This is a genomic window from Paraburkholderia sp. SARCC-3016, assembly GCF_031119615.1.
GTDB lineage: Bacteria > Pseudomonadota > Gammaproteobacteria > Burkholderiales > Burkholderiaceae > Paraburkholderia.
Genome location: NZ_JAVHZD010000034.1, coordinates 14,194 through 29,392 on the forward strand (window position 1 = coordinate 14,194; position 15,199 = coordinate 29,392).

Genomic DNA, 15,199 nt, shown 5'->3' on the forward strand with positions numbered 1-15,199 from the left:
GAATGATAGCGAAAATCAATGGCGACCGGGCGTTAGCCTTGGCTCGCGACGTGCTCGACATCGAGGCGGACGCCGTGCGCGCGCTTCGCGATCAGCTCGACGACGGCTTTGTCGAAGCGATCGACTTCATTCTCAGCTGCCGCGGACGCGTGGTCGTGTCCGGCATAGGCAAATCAGGCCATATCGCACGCAAGCTTGCCGCGACCTTCGCCAGTACCGGCACGCCTGCGTTCTTCGTGCATCCGGCCGAAGCGAGCCATGGCGATCTCGGCATGATCACGGCCGACGACGTGTTTATCGCGATGTCGAATTCCGGCGAATCCGAAGAGCTGCTTGCGATTCTGCCGCTGATCAAACGCCTCGGTTCGAAGCTGATCGCGATGACGGGCCGTCCCGATTCGAGCCTCGCGAAGATTGCGGACGTGCATCTGAATTCCGGCGTATCGAAAGAAGCCTGCCCGATGAATCTTGCGCCGACGGCCAGCACGACCGCTGCGCTGGCGCTCGGCGACGCGCTCGCCGTCGCCGTGCTCGAAGAGCGCGGCTTCGGTCCCGACGACTTCGCGCGCTCGCATCCGGGCGGCGCGCTCGGACGTCGATTGCTCACCTACGTGCACGACGTGATGCGCACCGGCGACCAGCTGCCGAGCGTGAAGCCCGACGAGACCGTGCGCGACGCGCTGTTCCAGCTGACGGCAAAGCGCATGGGCATGACCGCGATCATCGACGACGAAGCGCGCGTCAAGGGCATTTTCACCGATGGCGATCTGCGCCGCGTGCTCGAACGCGACGGCGACTTCCGCAATCTGCCGATCGGCTCGGTGATGACGCCGCATCCGCGCACGATCGGTCCGGACCGCCTTGCAGTCGAAGCCGTGGAACTGATGGAGCGCCACCGCATCAATCAATTGCTCGTCGTCGACGAAGCCGGACGGCTCGTCGGCGCACTCAACATGCACGATCTGTTTTCGAAGAAGGTGATTTGATGGCAACCACCCTGACCGCTACCGAGCGCGCAAGCCGCGTCAAGCTGATGATTTTCGACGTCGACGGCGTGCTGACCGACGGCGGCCTCATGTTCACCGCGGAAGGCGACTATATGAAGTCGTTCAATTCGATGGACGGCCACGGCGCCAAGCTGTTGCGCGAAGCGGGCATCGAAACGGCGATCATCACGGGGCGCCAGTCGGGCATCGTCGTCGAGCGCGCGAAGAATCTGAAGATCACGCATGTGTACCAGGGCGTCGAGGACAAGCGCGTCGCATTCGCCGACCTGCTGAAGGCGACCGGCATGAAAGCGGAGAATTGCGGTTACATGGGCGACGACTGGCCCGATCTCGCCGTGATGCTGAAGGTCGGCTTCGCCGCGGCGCCGGCGAACTCGCATCCAGAAGTCATCGCACGCGCGCATTGGGTTAGCGAAGCGCGCGGCGGCCACGGCGCGGTGCGCGAAGTGTGCGATACGCTGCTGCGCGCGCAGAATCGCTACGACGATCTGCTGCGCGCCGCGTGCGGAATGTAACCGGAACACGCGAATGAACAGGTTTCGCTGGACTTCACTGCTTCCGGTCGTCGCCATGGCCCTGCTCGCCGGCGTCACGTATTGGCTTTTGCAAGCGACGAAGCCGCGCGAAAACGAAGACGTGGTCCGCCCGAAGACGCATACGCCCGATTACTTCGCCGACAGTTTCTCGGTATCGGAACTCGATCAGTCCGGTTCGACGCAATATCGTCTCACCGCGCAAAAGCTGATTCACTACGAAGACACCGAAGACAGCGACCTGACGAAGCCGGCTATCCGCGCGTTCCAGCCCGGCAAGCCGATCGTTACCGCGACCGGCGACCGGGGCACCGTCAATAGCGACGCGTCGGTCGTCAATCTGTACGACAACGCGCACATCATCCGTGCGGCCGGTTATGGCGATCCGGAGATGCAGGCGGATTCGCAGCATTTTCGGGTACTGGTGAACGACGATGTCATCGAAACAGAAAAGCCGGTTAAACTTCGTCGCGGCCTTTCGGTCATGACGGCCCAAGAAGGCATGAATTACAACAACGTGACCCGGGTCATGAAGCTGTTCGGCAACGTGCGCGGCGCGATCGCCGCATCGGACACCAAGTAACCCGGGCGTTTCATATCCAGACGTGACTGCATGAGCGAATCGTTCCCCCGTTTCAACTTCAGCCGCCCGCAGCTCACGCTGCTGGCCGCCCTGCTCGTCGCGCTGCCGCTCGCGGCCTTCGCGCCGTTCGCGCATGCGGAACGCGCCGACAAGGACAAGCCGCTCAATATCGAAGCGGACAATATGACGTACGACGACCTGAAGCAGATCAACATCTTCACCGGCCACGTGGTGGCGACGAAGGGCACGATCGTGATCAAGGCCGATCGCGTCGAAGTGACGCAGGATCCGCAGGGCTACCAGTACGCAACGGGCACGTCGACCGGCAAGAACCACGCGTATTTCCGGCAGAAGCGCGACGGCGTCGACGAATACATCGACGGGGATGCCGAGCGCATCGACTATGACGGCAAGAAGGACCTCACCACGCTGACCACGCGCGCAACCGTGCGCCGCCTGCAAGGTTTGTCGACGGTGATGGATGAAGTGCACGGCAGCGTCATCACTTACGACGGCCAGAACGATTTCTATACCGCGAAAGCGGGGCCCGACGTCGCGGGCCCGGGCAACCCGAACGGCCGCGTGCGCGCGATGCTCGCGCCGCGCAACGGCGGCGCGCAGCCGGCTACCGGCCCGTCCACGACGCTGCAGCCCGCCACGCGGTTTCAAGGCCAGAACGCGAACCCGACGCCGGACGCAACTTCGACGTCCGAGCGGTCGACCGCCCCGTCGGCCACCGAAAGTCAAGGACAAGGAACGACGAAACCGTGAGCGCACCTGCCCTCCCCAATCGCAAGCCGGCAGGCACCAGCAGTTCGCTCGTCGTGCGCAACCTGAAGAAGCGCTACGGCTCGCGCACGGTCGTCAAGGACGTCTCGCTCGATGTGAAGAGCGGCGAAGTGGTCGGCCTGCTCGGCCCGAACGGTGCCGGCAAGACCACGTCGTTCTATATGATCGTCGGCCTCGTGCCGCTCGACGCGGGTGAAATCGATCTGGACGGCAACTCGATCAGCCTGCTGCCGATTCACAAGCGCGCATCGCTCGGACTTTCGTATCTGCCTCAGGAAGCGTCCGTGTTCCGCAAACTGTCCGTCGAACAGAACATTCGCGCGGTGCTCGAGTTGCAATACGGGGAAGACGGCAGACGGCTGTCGAAAGACGCGATCGCGCAACGCACCGAAGCGTTGCTCGACGAATTGCAGATTGCTCACCTGCGCGAAAACCCGGCGCTGTCGTTGTCGGGCGGCGAGCGTCGGCGCGTCGAAATCGCGCGTGCGCTGGCGACGAATCCGAGTTTCATTCTGCTCGACGAACCGTTCGCGGGCGTCGACCCGATCGCGGTCCTCGAAATCCAGAAGATCGTGAAGTTCCTGAAGCAACGCAATATCGGCGTGTTGATCACGGACCACAACGTGCGCGAGACGCTCGGCATTTGCGATCACGCGTACATCATCAGCGACGGCAGCGTGCTTGCCGCGGGCGCGCCCGGCGACATTATTGAAAACGAGAGCGTTCGCCGCGTCTATCTGGGCGAGCACTTCCGCATGTAACGCCGCGCGCGTCGCAGACGCAGGGCCTCCCTGCAAATGTCTGCGTGCACGCGCGAGCTTGCACCGTCCGCGCGCAGGACGGCTGCCGTTCCAGTAATTTTGACGACATGGGCTCAATGGCTTCGGTCCATTGCACCTGGTCGTGTCCCTGCGCAGCGAAAAATCTCCGTAACCCGCATTTATGCGCTGTTGCGAGGTTTCGCGGTCGTGGCAAACTCTCTAAAATGATTCACACATCGCCATGAAAGCTAGCCTCCAACTTCGCCTGTCACAGCATCTTGCGCTGACACCCCAATTGCAGCAGTCCATCCGGCTGCTGCAGTTGTCTACGCTTGAGCTGCAGCAGGAGGTGTCGATGGCGATCGCGCAGAATCCGTTGCTCGAAACCGAAGACGACTGGATCGCCAGCCCGCTGCGCGTCGCGGCCGACGGCTCGGTCATCGCGCAGGTGCCGAACGCGAGCGCGCCCGAGCCGATGGCAAGCGCGCCATCGTCCACCAGCACTTCCACGTCTGGCGAAAGCTCGGAGAGCAGCGAGCCGCAAGGCGTCGACGAATATAACGGTCTCGCGTCGGACAGCAATGCCGATGCAAACCAGTGGAATCTCGACGATTACGGCCGCTCAGGCAACGCGTCCGACGACGACGACCTGCCGCCGCTGCAAATCCACGAATCCGCGACCATGCTGCGCGATCATCTGACCGCGCAATTGCGTGTTACGCAGGCCAGCCCGCGCGATCGCGCGCTCATCACGTTCCTGATCGAATCGCTCGACGACGACGGTTACCTGACCGCGACGCTCGAAGAAGTGCTCGCGGACCTTCCCGAAGAACTCGAAGTCGATCTCGACGAACTGAATGCTGCACTTGCGCTGCTGCAAAGCTTCGACCCGGCGGGTGTCGGTGCACGCTCGGCGTCGGAGTGTCTGAAGCTGCAACTGTGCCGTCTCGAGCCATCGCCCACGCGCACGCTTGCACTCGAAATAGTCGCTCACCATCTGGAACTGCTTGCCGCGCGCGACTTCACGCGCCTGCGCAAACACCTGAAAGCAAGCGATGACGACCTACGCGACGCGCATACGCTGATCCGCTCGCTCGAGCCGTTCCCCGGCGCCGCTTACGGCAAGGCCGAAGCGGACTACGTGGTGCCGGACATCATGGTGCGCAAAACAGCACAGGGGTGGCTCGCCGAACTCAATCCCGAAGTGGTGCCGAAGCTGCGCATCAACCATCTGTACGCGAACATTCTGCGCAACAATCGTGGCGATCCGGGCAGTGGATCGCTGCGTCAACAACTACAGGAAGCACGCTGGCTCATCAAGAATATCCAGCAAAGATTCGAAACGATACTGCGCGTCGCGCAGGCCATTGTCGAGCGTCAGAAGAATTTTTTTGCCCATGGTGAAATTGCCATGCGCCCCTTGGTTTTGCGGGAAATTGCTGATACGCTGGGTCTACACGAGTCGACGGTCTCGCGTGTGACAACCGGGAAGTACATGCTCACCCCTTTCGGGACGCTTGAATTTAAGTACTTCTTCGGATCGCACGTATCGACCGACACTGGGGGCGCGGCCTCTTCCACGGCCATTCGCGCCCTCATCAAGCAACTGATAGGAGCAGAAGACACCAAATCTCCTCTTTCAGACAGCCGCATTGCCGAACTGCTGGCCGAACAAGGTTTCGTGGTCGCACGGCGCACCGTAGCGAAGTACCGCGAAGCGCTGAAGATCCCGGCAGTCAATCTGCGCAAGTCTCTATAGCTCGCTGCCTCCCGTGGCGGGCATTTTCCGGCCGCACCGCTTGTTGGCGGAGCAGGCCGGCCGATACGAGCTGCTACGCTGTTTCCGGGGGACGGCACGGGCAGGCCCGCAGATCGACCGGTGCTGACGTCATTCACGCGGATCCTGGCGGCCATTCGCTTGGAGAAGCACTATGAATCTGAAGATCAGTGGACACCATCTCGAAGTCACACCAGCATTGCGAGAATACGTGATCACCAAACTGGATAGAGTGCTAAGACATTTCGATCAGGTGATCGACGGCAGTGTGGTCCTCTCGGTCGACAATCACAAGGAAAAGGAAAAGAGACAAAAGGTTGAAATCAACCTGCATCTGAAGGGCAAGGATATTTTTGTCGAGAGCTGCGATAGCGATCTGTACGCGGCTATCGACCTGATGATCGACAAGCTGGACAGGCAAGTCATTCGTCACAAGGATCGATTGCAGGGCCACCAGCACGAAGCGATCAAGTATCAACCGGTGCCATCCCAGGCGGAAGTGCCGCCGCAATAGCGCTGCGGATCCCTAATGCGAAACCGCCCTATTCAGGGCGGTTTTTCGTTTAGCGAAAGCTGCGGGTGCGTGCTTGCGGTTTTTCGACGAAATGCGCGGTTCGCGTGCGCCGGAGGCGAATCCGGCGGCCATGGCGCGGCGCACCATCTTAAGCACCGCTGTTCTATAATGTTTTGGTTACTTTCGGGGTCAACCAGCCCGAGTCCCGCCTTACGGGGTCAACTGAAGGCTCATACTGTGGGACTCCACTGCGTATCGCCGCAGCATCTGCCGAGCATGGAACGCTATTCAAACGCCACAGCGAGGAGAACCCAGGCGATCAACGCGCCTGCCAACATGAATCGTTTAGCCAAATATCTTCCGCTCGAGAACGTCGTCGTCGGCCTTTCCGTTACCAGCAAGAAGCGTGTATTCGAGCAGGCGGGCCTGATCTTCGAGAACCAGAACGGCATTGCCCGCAGTACCGTCACCGACAATCTTTTCGCACGCGAACGCCTCGGCTCGACCGGGCTCGGCGAAGGCGTCGCGATCCCGCATGGCCGGATAAAAGGCCTGAAGCAGCCGCTCGCGGCGTTCGTGCGCCTCGCGGAACCGATTCCGTTCGAGTCTCCCGATGGCCAGCCGGTGTCGCTGCTGATCTTCCTGCTGGTCCCGGAACAGGCCACCCAGCAGCACCTCGAAATTCTGTCCGAAATCGCCCAGTTGCTCTCCGACCGCGAGACACGCGAGCGTCTGCACACGGAAGAAAATCGCGAAGCGTTGCATCGCCTGCTGACTCAGTGGCAACCTTAACGGATACCGTTGACAGTTACGGGTAAAGCGGCACAATGCGCGACCAGGGGTCGAGCAACGATCGGGCGACGCGCGAGCGCGGCGGACGGTCGCCAGCCGGCGCCGCCGCGACCGTCATGGAGCCGCAGCCTGAAACCGTTATGGCCCGCGCCGGCCAAACCCACGGCGCACGCGCCGCTGCGAGTAGCACGCAAGCGGCGCACACCGGAGTCATGGACACATGGATACGTCCAGCATCAACGCCCAAAGCATTTTCGACGACAACGCCGCCACGCTGAAATTGAGCTGGCTGACCGGGCATGAAGGCTGGGAACGCGGCTTCTCGGCAGAAACGGTTGCAACTGCAACGTCCAGTGCGGACCTCGTCGGCCACTTGAACCTGATCCACCCGAACCGTATTCAGGTGCTCGGCGAAGCCGAAACGAACTACTACCAGCGGCAGTCCGACGAAGACCGCTCGCGCCATATGGCCGAGCTGATCGCGCTCGAGCCGCCGTTCCTCGTGGTGGCGGGCGGGGTCGCCGCGCCGCCGGAACTGGTGCTGCGCTGCACGCGCTCGTCGACGCCGCTCTTCACCACGCCGATGTCGCCGGCTGCGGTAATCGACAGCCTGCGGCTCTACATGTCGCGCATCCTCGCGCCGCGCGCAACGCTGCACGGCGTGTTTCTCGACATCCTCGGCATGGGCGTGCTGCTTACCGGCGACTCGGGCCTCGGCAAAAGCGAGCTCGGCCTCGAACTGATCAGCCGCGGCCACGGCCTCGTGGCCGACGACGCCGTCGATTTCGTCCGCCTAGGCCCGGACTTCGTCGAAGGGCGCTGCCCGCCGCTGCTGCAGAACCTGCTCGAAGTGCGCGGCCTGGGCCTGCTCGACATCAAGACGATCTTCGGCGAGACCGCGGTGCGCCGCAAGATGAAGCTCAAGCTCATCGTTCAGCTCGTGCGCCGTCCGGACGGCGAATTCCAGCGCCTGCCGCTCGAAAGCCAGACCGTCGACGTGCTCGGCTTGCCGATCAGCAAGGTAACCATCCAGGTTGCGGCCGGCCGCAACCTCGCAGTGCTCGTCGAGGCCGCGGTACGCAATACGATCCTGCAGCTGCGCGGCATCGATACGCTGCGCGATTTCATGGACCGCCAGCGTCTGGCGATGCAGGATCCCGACAGCCAGTTCCCGGGCAAGCTCATCTGATGCTCAATTGAAGTAACAGGTGGCGGGTGACGGGGGCCGGCGCAAAGACCTGATGCTATGATGAAACGAACCGACCACTCGACCCCATGCGCATCGTCCTGATCACCGGCATCTCCGGCTCCGGCAAGTCTGTTGCGTTGAACGCGCTCGAAGACGCAGGCTATTACTGCGTCGACAACCTGCCCCCGCGTTTCCTGCCCGAACTGGCCACCTATCTCGCCGCCGACGGCTACGACCGCCTCGCCGTGGCGATCGACGCCCGTTCGAGTTCGTCGCTCGACGAAATGCCCGAGATGATCCGCGACCTGTCGCGCGAGCATGACGTGCGCGTGCTGTTTCTCAATGCGAGCACGCAGTCTCTGATCCAGCGCTTTTCGGAAACCCGCCGCCGCCACCCGCTGTCCGGATCGACCTCGCACGACGCCGACGTCGGCCTGCTGACGTCGCTTGCCGAAGCGATCGAGCGCGAACGCGAACTGGTCGCGGGCCTCGCCGAATTCGGGCACCAGATCGACACGAGCAATCTGCGTGCGAATACGCTTCGCGCGTGGGTCAAACGTTTCATCGAACAGGAGCACGGCGGCCTCGCGCTGATGTTCGAATCGTTCGGCTTCAAGCGCGGCGTGCCGCTCGACGCCGATTTCGTTTTCGATGTACGCACGCTGCCGAACCCGTATTACGATCATCTATTGCGGCCGCTGACCGGCCTCGATCAACCCGTCATCGATTTTCTCGACGCGTTGCCGGTCGTGCATCACATGATCGACGACATCGAGGCGTTTCTCGTCAAATGGCTGCCGCACTTTCGCGACGACAACCGCAGCTATCTGACCGTTGCTATCGGCTGCACGGGCGGCCAGCACCGCTCGGTGTTCATTGCAGAGACGCTTGCTGCGCGTCTCAAGGGTCAAGCAAACGTCATCGTGCGGCATCGGGACGCACCGATCGACGTCGACCAATCGTCGAAGCTGGTGGCTTAGCCGGCCGCGTGCGCGGCCTTAACCGAAGCGTTGCGCCATGTCCTCTACATCGCCTGTGTATGCCGATGTGCCGCTTTTCCCGCTGCACACAGTGCTGTTTCCCGGTGGGCTGTTGCCCCTCAAGATCTTCGAAGCGCGCTATCTCGACATGGTGCGAGGTTGCCTGCGCGACAAGTCGCCGTTCGGCGTGTGTCTGCTGAAAAGCGGCGGCGAGGTGGCCAAGCCGGACGAGCCGTCGGTGCCCGAACCGGTCGGCTGTCTCGCCGAGATCGATCAATGCGACGTCGACGAATTCGGCATGCTGCTGATTCGCGCACGCGGGACGGAACGCTTCAGGCTGCTGTCGCACCGCGTCGAACCGAGCGGTTTGCTGGTCGGCATGGCCGATCCGCTCGGCGACGATGTGCCGCTCGAAGATTCGACGCATGTCGAGAAGTTCGGTGCGTGCGCCGAGGTGCTCGAGCGGATTATCGCGACTATTCGCGAGCGCGATCCGGAAAGCCTGCCGTTTCTCGAACCGTTCCGTTTCGACGACCCGTCGTGGGTGTCGAACCGCTTGTCGGAAGTGCTGCCCGTAGCGCTGCGCGCGCGGCAAAAGCTGATGGAGCTGCTCGATGCAGGGGCGCGCATCGACATCGTGCATCACTATATGCAGCAGCATCAGTTGCTGTAACGCCTCTGCCGCTCCTTTCCGCTACAGCAGCGAGCCGTGCAATCCGACGAGCAGCTTGCGCACGGGTGCGGGCACGCCATACGCGTCGATATCCGAAAGCGCGACCCACGCCGTTTCGCCATCGGCGAGCGCCACTTGCGCCCCCGCCACGCGATTCAACTCGACGACACGCGGCTCGATATCGAGCCGAAAATGCGTGAACGTATGCGTGAGCGACGCAAGCGGCGAGACCGTCGCGCTTGCGCCATACGATCGTGCGCGCGCCGCGAGCGCCGCTTCGTCGGCGGCTTCCGGCAAACTCCACAGACCGCCCCAGATACCGGACGGGGGACGCTTTTCGAGCATGACCGCATCGCCGTCGCGCAGCACGAGCATCCACGTGCGACGCGTCGGCACGGCCTTTTTGGGGCGCGCGGCCGGCAGTTCGCGCTGCCTGCCCGTGACGTTCGCCACGCAGTCCGCCGCGAACGGGCAACGCATGCAATCGGGTTTGCCGCGCACGCACAGCGTCGCGCCGAGGTCCATCAGGCCTTGCGTATAGGCGCTGACCTCGTCGTTCGTCGCATCCGGCGGCAGCAGCGATTCCGCCAGCAGCCACATCGCGTTTTCGACGCGCTTCTCGCCGGGAAAGCCTTCGACGCCGAACACGCGCGCAAGCACACGCTTGACGTTGCCGTCGAGAATCGTCGCGCGCGCGCCGAACGCGAACGACGCGATCGCCGCCGCGGTCGAGCGGCCGATGCCGGGCAATTCTGCAAGCGCTTCGACCGAGTCCGGAAACACGCCGCCGTGATGCTCGACGACCACCTGCGCGCAACGATGCAGATTGCGCGCGCGCGAGTAGTAGCCGAGCCCGGCCCATAGCGCCATCACATCGTCCGACGGCGCGGCGGCGAGCGACGCGACATCGGGAAAGCGGGCAAGAAACTTCGCGTAGTACCGGATCACCGTCGACACCTGCGTTTGCTGCAGCATGATTTCGGATAGCCAGATGCGATATGCGTCGCGTGTGTTCTGCCACGGCAAGTCGTGACGGCCGTGCTCGCGTTGCCATGCGATCAAGCGCACAGAGAAATCGGCCAGAACGGGTATCGTGGACGCTACGGACATTGGGTCACTGGGTCAGTGGTTCGTTGGGTCATTCGGTCACTGAACAATTCAGCGCTGACAGGTCGGACAATAGTAAGTGGAACGCTGCCCCTGCACGATCTGTCTGATCGGCGTTTCACATACCCGGCACGGCAGCCCCGCGCGATCATAGACGAAATAATCGAGTTGGAAGTAGCCGCTCTCACCGTCGCTGCCGACGAAGTCGCGCAACGTGCTGCCGCCTTTTTCGATCGCGGCGGCAAGCGTCGCGCGCACCGCATCTGCAAGCAGTTCGTAACGCACGAGCGACACGCGGCCCGCGGCCGTGGTCGGCCGGATGCCCGCTCGAAAAAGGCTTTCGGAAGCGTAAATGTTGCCCACGCCGACCACGATCTCGCCGGCGAGCAGCGCCTGCTTCACCGATACGGTCCTTCCACGCGTCTTACGATGCATGAGCGCGCCCGTGAAGGCCGGCGCAAACGGCTCGATGCCGAGGCCGGCGAGCAGCGGGTGTTCGAGCACGTCGCCGTCCGACCGCGAATGCCAAAGCACGGCGCCGAAACGGCGCGGGTCGCGAAAGCGCAAGATGAAGTCGTCGAACACCCAGTCGACATGGTCGTGCTTCGCAGCCGCCGGCGGATGCGGCACGTTGCGCAGCACGCGCAGCGTGCCCGTCATGCCGAGGTGAACGATGAACCAGCCTTCGTCGATCTCGAACAGCAGATACTTGCCGCGTCGCTCGACATGCTTCACGAGCCGGCCGCGCAGCATGCGCGGCAGATCAGCCGGAATCGGCCAGCGCAGCGCTGCTGTGCGCACCTCCACCCGTTCGACGCGGCGCCCGGCCACATAAGGCTCGATCCCACGGCGGGTGACTTCGACTTCTGGAAGCTCTGGCATGTCTAACGGGTCTGCAACTTGCGTTGTTGGTTATGCGCGTATTGTAGCGAGCGCGTTACAATCGACCGAAACATTGAACGGATTTCCATGAACCTGTCCTTCGTAAAGCTCTTTCTGAAGCGTTCGGCCGAGGCCGGCCGCGAGCCCTACGGCGAGGCGAACCCGGCGCCGCGCGGCGGCTTCGCGCGCCGGCTGATGGCCGCTGCGGCGCTGGCCGCATGGACGCTCGCCGCGTTGCCCGCACATGCGCAGGACCCGTCACCCGATACAGATGACAATTCGGTTTCGGTGCAGGATGCGTTCGGACCGGATGCCGACGAGCAAAAAAATCTTCCGGACGTGCCGCTCTCGAGCCAGATCGTATTCCAGGTGCTCGCGGCGGAAGTCGCGTTGCAGCGCAATCAGCCGGCCCCCGCTTATCAGACCTACCTCGCGCTCGCGCGCGACACGCACGACCCGCGCATGGCGCAGCGCGCGACCGAGATCGCCCTCGCGGCGCAGAGCCCGACCGATGCGCTCGCGGCCGCGCAGTTGTGGCAACAGTACGCGCCAGGCTCCGAGCGCGCGGCCCAGCTCGACGCTTCGCTGCTCGTGCTGTCGGGCAAGCCCGATGAAGCCTCACCGCTACTCGCGAACGAGCTCGCGAAGATCAAGCCGGAGAATCGCGGCGCCGGAATTCTCTCGCTGCAGTTGCTGATTTCGCGCGGTCCGAATCGCATCGGCGGCCTGCATGTGCTGCAGGATCTGCTGAAGAACGACATGAATCGGCCCGAAGCACAACTGGCCATTGCGCGCCAGCAGCTGCTCGCCGACGATGCGCCGGGCGCGCGCAAATCGCTCGAACAGGCGCTCGCGCTGAAGCCCGACTATCTGCCCGCCGCGCTGACGCTCGCGCAGATGGGTCCCGAGGAGCGCGCCGAAGGCATCGCGTCGCTCGAAAAATACGTGCAGCAGAATCCGAAGTCGCACGATGCGCGTCTCGCGCTCGCGCAAATGTACCTCGCAAGCGACCGCCTCGACGATGCGCAAAAGCAGTTCGAGTTCATGCACAAGAACGACGCGAACGACCTCACGCCGTTGATGGCGCTCGCGCTGATCAAGATCCAGCAAAAGAACTACCCCGAGGCGAAAACCTACCTGACGCAGTATGTGCAGCAGGCCGACAAGACTCAGGGCGCGGATTCGGGGCAGGCCTACATTTACCTCGCGCAGATCGCTCTCGAACAGAAAGACGAGGCGGGCGCGGCCACTTATCTCGACAAGATTCCGCAGACGAGCCAGCAATACATCCCCGCGCAGATCACGCGCGCGCAACTGCTCGAGAAGCAGGGCAAGCCCGATGAAGCGCGCAAGCTGCTTGCGAATATCCATGTGTTGGACCCACGCGATCAGGCGTTGATCGCACGCACGGACGCGGCGATCCTGTTCGACGCAAAGCGCTATCAGGAAGCCGAAGCGCGGCTGCAGCAGGCAACGGCCGATTTCCCCGACGATCCCGATCTGACGTATGACTACGCAATGGCCGCCGAAAAGACCGGCCACTACGAGGTGATGGAAGCGCAGTTGCGCAAGCTCATGCGCACGCAGCCCGACAATGCGCAGGCGTACAACGCGCTCGGCTATTCGCTCGCAGATCGCAACCAGCGTCTGCAGGAAGCGGACAAGCTCGTCGAGAAGGCCTCGGCGCTCGCGCCGAACGACGCGTTCATCATGGATAGCGTCGGCTGGGTCAAGTATCGCCTCGGCGACAACTCGGATGCGATCAAGATTCTGCGCAAGGCTTACGATCTGCAGCCGAACGCGGAAATCGGCGCGCATCTCGGCGAAGTGTTGTGGAAGAGCGGCGATCAGGAACAGGCCAAGGCCGCATGGCGCGAAGCGCGCAAGCTCGAGCCCGATAACGACACCCTTCTCAAGACGCTCAAACGCTTTCAGGTGAACGACCTCTAATGCTTTTTTTCGCACCTCTTCACGAACTGTTCATCGGGCTTTTCCGTCAACTGCGTAGCACACGAGCGTCGCGTCGCGCGGCGCTCGTCCTTCCCGCTTTCGCTAGCGCTGCGGTTCTCGCGCTCGCCGGTTGTGCGAGTGTGAAGCCGCAAGGTCCGTCCACGTCCAACGCGGCGACGGCCGTCACCGCGCAGACCGCGCATGAGTATCGCGGGCGCTTCGCGGTGCAATACGAGGACGGCTACGGTCATCAGCAGAACGCCTATGGCAACTTCGACTGGCGCGAGACCGGCGACACCGTGACCGTTGAACTGCGCAATCCGCTCGGGCAGACCATGGCGATCGTGACGTCGTCGCCGTCTTCGGCTACGCTCGAACTGCCGAACCGTCAGCCGCTCACCGCGGACAACGTATCGACGCTAATGCAGAATGCGCTCGGTTTTGCCTTGCCGGTCGAAGGCTTGCGCTACTGGCTGCAGCCGTCCGTTGCGCCGACTTCGCGAGCGAGAACGACGCCCGATCCCGAAGATCCGTCGCGTCCGAAGCAGATCGACCAGGACGGCTGGACGATCGACTATGTCGCGTACTCGGATAAGCCCGCCACCGCCGTCAAGCGTGTCGACCTGGACCGCGAGCAGCCGCCGCTGAACATCAAGCTCGTGCTGGACCGATAAAAATTACGCAATAGAATGACGCGTTCCCCGAACATCACGCGTCACACTCCGGACTCATGACCGACACGAACGATTCGCTGCGCGATTGCCTCGCTCCGGCGAAGCTCAATCTTTTCCTGCACGTCACCGGCCGCCGGCCAGACGGTTACCACCTGCTGCAAACGGTCTTCCAGCTGATCGACTGGGGCGACCGTTTGCATTTCACGCGGCGCGCCGACGGCCGCATCGAGCGCTTGACCGACGTGCCGGACGTCCCCGCCGAAAGCGACCTGACCGTACGTGCCGCGAAACTGCTGAAGGAACACTCCGGTTGCGCCGATGGCGTCGACATCGAAATCGACAAGCATCTGCCGATGGGTGCGGGGCTCGGCGGCGGAAGCTCCGATGCGGCGACCACTTTGCTCGCATTGAACCGGCTCTGGAACCTGAATCTTCCGCGCACCGAACTGCAAGCGCTCGCGCTGCGTCTCGGTGCCGATGTGCCGTTCTTCGTGTTCGGCAAAAATGCGTTCGCCGAGGGTGTCGGCGAGGCGCTTCAGACGGTACAATTGCCGCCGCGTTATTTCCTCGTGGTGAAGCCGGAAGTGCACGTCCCGACCGCAGCGATATTCTCTGAAAAATCGTTGACAAGGGATTCCGAACCCATCACAATTACGGACTTTCTTGCACAGCGAAGCTGCGGATCGGAATGGCCAGACAGTTTTGGCCGGAATGACATGCAGCAAGTTGTCGTGGGAAAATACGCGGAGGTAGCGCAGGTGTTGCGGTGGTTCGAAAGCGTATCGAACAGCATCGCACCCGCGCGGATGACCGGGTCGGGTGCAAGCGTTTTTGCAGCATTCCGCAGCATCGGCGAAGCAGAAGCGGCACAGGCCGCCTTGCCAGCTGGATGGAACAGCGCAGTAACGGCAAGCCTGGATACGCATCCACTCTTTGGCTTCGCGTCATGAATTTCGCAACGTCGGGTGTTCCTACGCATCCGGCGGCG

Annotated in this window: 15 protein-coding genes and 1 pseudogene; 14 read left to right on the forward strand and 2 right to left on the reverse strand. The window is 62.7% G+C overall.

What is annotated here, in order from left to right:
- The first annotated feature begins 2 nt into the window (after nucleotides 1-2).
- The 11 genes and pseudogenes from kdsD to QYH69_RS28465 all read left to right on the forward strand — a co-directional run bounded on the left by kdsD (nucleotide 3) and on the right by QYH69_RS28465 (nucleotide 9,598).
- Nucleotides 3-986: an arabinose 5-phosphate isomerase KdsD gene (gene kdsD, locus QYH69_RS28415; RefSeq protein WP_075155719.1), complete on the forward strand. Its 984-nt coding sequence runs from the start codon at nucleotides 3-5 to the stop codon at nucleotides 984-986.
- Nucleotides 986-1,522 carry an HAD family hydrolase gene (locus QYH69_RS28420; protein ID WP_308835043.1) on the forward strand — a complete coding sequence of 179 codons (537 nt, stop codon included), beginning with the start codon at nucleotides 986-988 and terminating at the stop codon, nucleotides 1,520-1,522. The genes kdsD and QYH69_RS28420 overlap by 1 nt, the downstream gene beginning before the upstream one ends.
- 13 nt (nucleotides 1,523-1,535) lie before the next feature.
- Complete coding sequence (lptC, locus tag QYH69_RS28425) at nucleotides 1,536-2,123, forward strand: LPS export ABC transporter periplasmic protein LptC (protein ID WP_308835044.1); 588 nt, start codon at nucleotides 1,536-1,538, stop codon at nucleotides 2,121-2,123.
- A gap of 30 nt (nucleotides 2,124-2,153) precedes the next feature.
- Nucleotides 2,154-2,795: pseudogene (gene lptA, locus QYH69_RS28430) on the forward strand (lipopolysaccharide transport periplasmic protein LptA); the annotation flags it as partial.
- Between the two features lie 95 nt (nucleotides 2,796-2,890).
- Nucleotides 2,891-3,673: an LPS export ABC transporter ATP-binding protein gene (gene lptB, locus QYH69_RS28435; protein WP_075155716.1), complete on the forward strand. Its 783-nt coding sequence runs from the start codon at nucleotides 2,891-2,893 to the stop codon at nucleotides 3,671-3,673.
- 241 nt (nucleotides 3,674-3,914) lie between these two features.
- A complete protein-coding gene (locus QYH69_RS28440; protein WP_308835045.1) occupies nucleotides 3,915-5,432 on the forward strand; it encodes an RNA polymerase factor sigma-54 in 1,518 nt (505 codons plus the stop codon).
- Nucleotides 5,433-5,604: 172 nt separating this feature from the next.
- Complete coding sequence (gene hpf / locus QYH69_RS28445) at nucleotides 5,605-5,964, forward strand: ribosome hibernation-promoting factor, HPF/YfiA family (RefSeq protein ID WP_075155714.1); 360 nt, start codon at nucleotides 5,605-5,607, stop codon at nucleotides 5,962-5,964.
- Between the two features lie 276 nt (nucleotides 5,965-6,240).
- Nucleotides 6,241-6,756, forward strand: coding sequence for a PTS IIA-like nitrogen regulatory protein PtsN (gene ptsN, locus QYH69_RS28450; protein ID WP_075155713.1), 516 nt, complete (start codon nucleotides 6,241-6,243; stop codon nucleotides 6,754-6,756).
- Between the two features lie 220 nt (nucleotides 6,757-6,976).
- Nucleotides 6,977-7,945 carry an HPr(Ser) kinase/phosphatase gene (gene hprK / locus QYH69_RS28455; protein WP_075155712.1) on the forward strand — a complete coding sequence of 323 codons (969 nt, stop codon included), beginning with the start codon at nucleotides 6,977-6,979 and terminating at the stop codon, nucleotides 7,943-7,945.
- Nucleotides 7,946-8,031: 86 nt separating this feature from the next.
- Nucleotides 8,032-8,925 carry an RNase adapter RapZ gene (gene rapZ, locus QYH69_RS28460; protein ID WP_075155711.1) on the forward strand — a complete coding sequence of 298 codons (894 nt, stop codon included), beginning with the start codon at nucleotides 8,032-8,034 and terminating at the stop codon, nucleotides 8,923-8,925.
- Between the two features lie 37 nt (nucleotides 8,926-8,962).
- On the forward strand, nucleotides 8,963-9,598 hold the full coding sequence (locus tag QYH69_RS28465) for an LON peptidase substrate-binding domain-containing protein (RefSeq protein ID WP_308835046.1): 636 nt from the start codon (nucleotides 8,963-8,965) through the stop codon (nucleotides 9,596-9,598).
- A 21-nt stretch (nucleotides 9,599-9,619) separates the two neighbouring features.
- Here the strand turns inward: QYH69_RS28465 and mutY are convergent, their stop codons facing one another.
- Nucleotides 9,620-10,708, reverse strand: a complete 1,089-nt coding sequence (mutY, locus tag QYH69_RS28470) for an A/G-specific adenine glycosylase (protein ID WP_308835047.1) — start codon at nucleotides 10,706-10,708, stop codon at nucleotides 9,620-9,622.
- 48 nt (nucleotides 10,709-10,756) lie between these two features.
- Nucleotides 10,757-11,587: a bifunctional DNA-formamidopyrimidine glycosylase/DNA-(apurinic or apyrimidinic site) lyase gene (gene mutM / locus QYH69_RS28475; RefSeq protein ID WP_308835048.1), complete on the reverse strand. Its 831-nt coding sequence runs from the start codon at nucleotides 11,585-11,587 to the stop codon at nucleotides 10,757-10,759.
- 87 nt (nucleotides 11,588-11,674) lie between these two features.
- On the opposite strand from mutM, the gene QYH69_RS28480 reads away from it, so the two are divergent.
- From QYH69_RS28480 to ispE, 3 genes are read left to right on the forward strand one after another with little or no spacing between them, the layout of a single operon-like run.
- On the forward strand, nucleotides 11,675-13,537 hold the full coding sequence (locus QYH69_RS28480) for a tetratricopeptide repeat protein (protein ID WP_308835049.1): 1,863 nt from the start codon (nucleotides 11,675-11,677) through the stop codon (nucleotides 13,535-13,537).
- The gene (gene lolB / locus QYH69_RS28485; RefSeq protein WP_308835050.1) at nucleotides 13,537-14,211 is read left to right on the forward strand and encodes a lipoprotein insertase outer membrane protein LolB; all 675 of its coding nucleotides are present in this window, start codon (nucleotides 13,537-13,539) and stop codon (nucleotides 14,209-14,211) included. The genes QYH69_RS28480 and lolB overlap by 1 nt, the downstream gene beginning before the upstream one ends.
- A 56-nt stretch (nucleotides 14,212-14,267) precedes the next feature.
- Nucleotides 14,268-15,161, forward strand: coding sequence for a 4-(cytidine 5'-diphospho)-2-C-methyl-D-erythritol kinase (ispE, locus tag QYH69_RS28490; RefSeq protein WP_308835051.1), 894 nt, complete (start codon nucleotides 14,268-14,270; stop codon nucleotides 15,159-15,161).
- The last annotated feature ends 38 nt before the right edge of the window (nucleotides 15,162-15,199 follow it).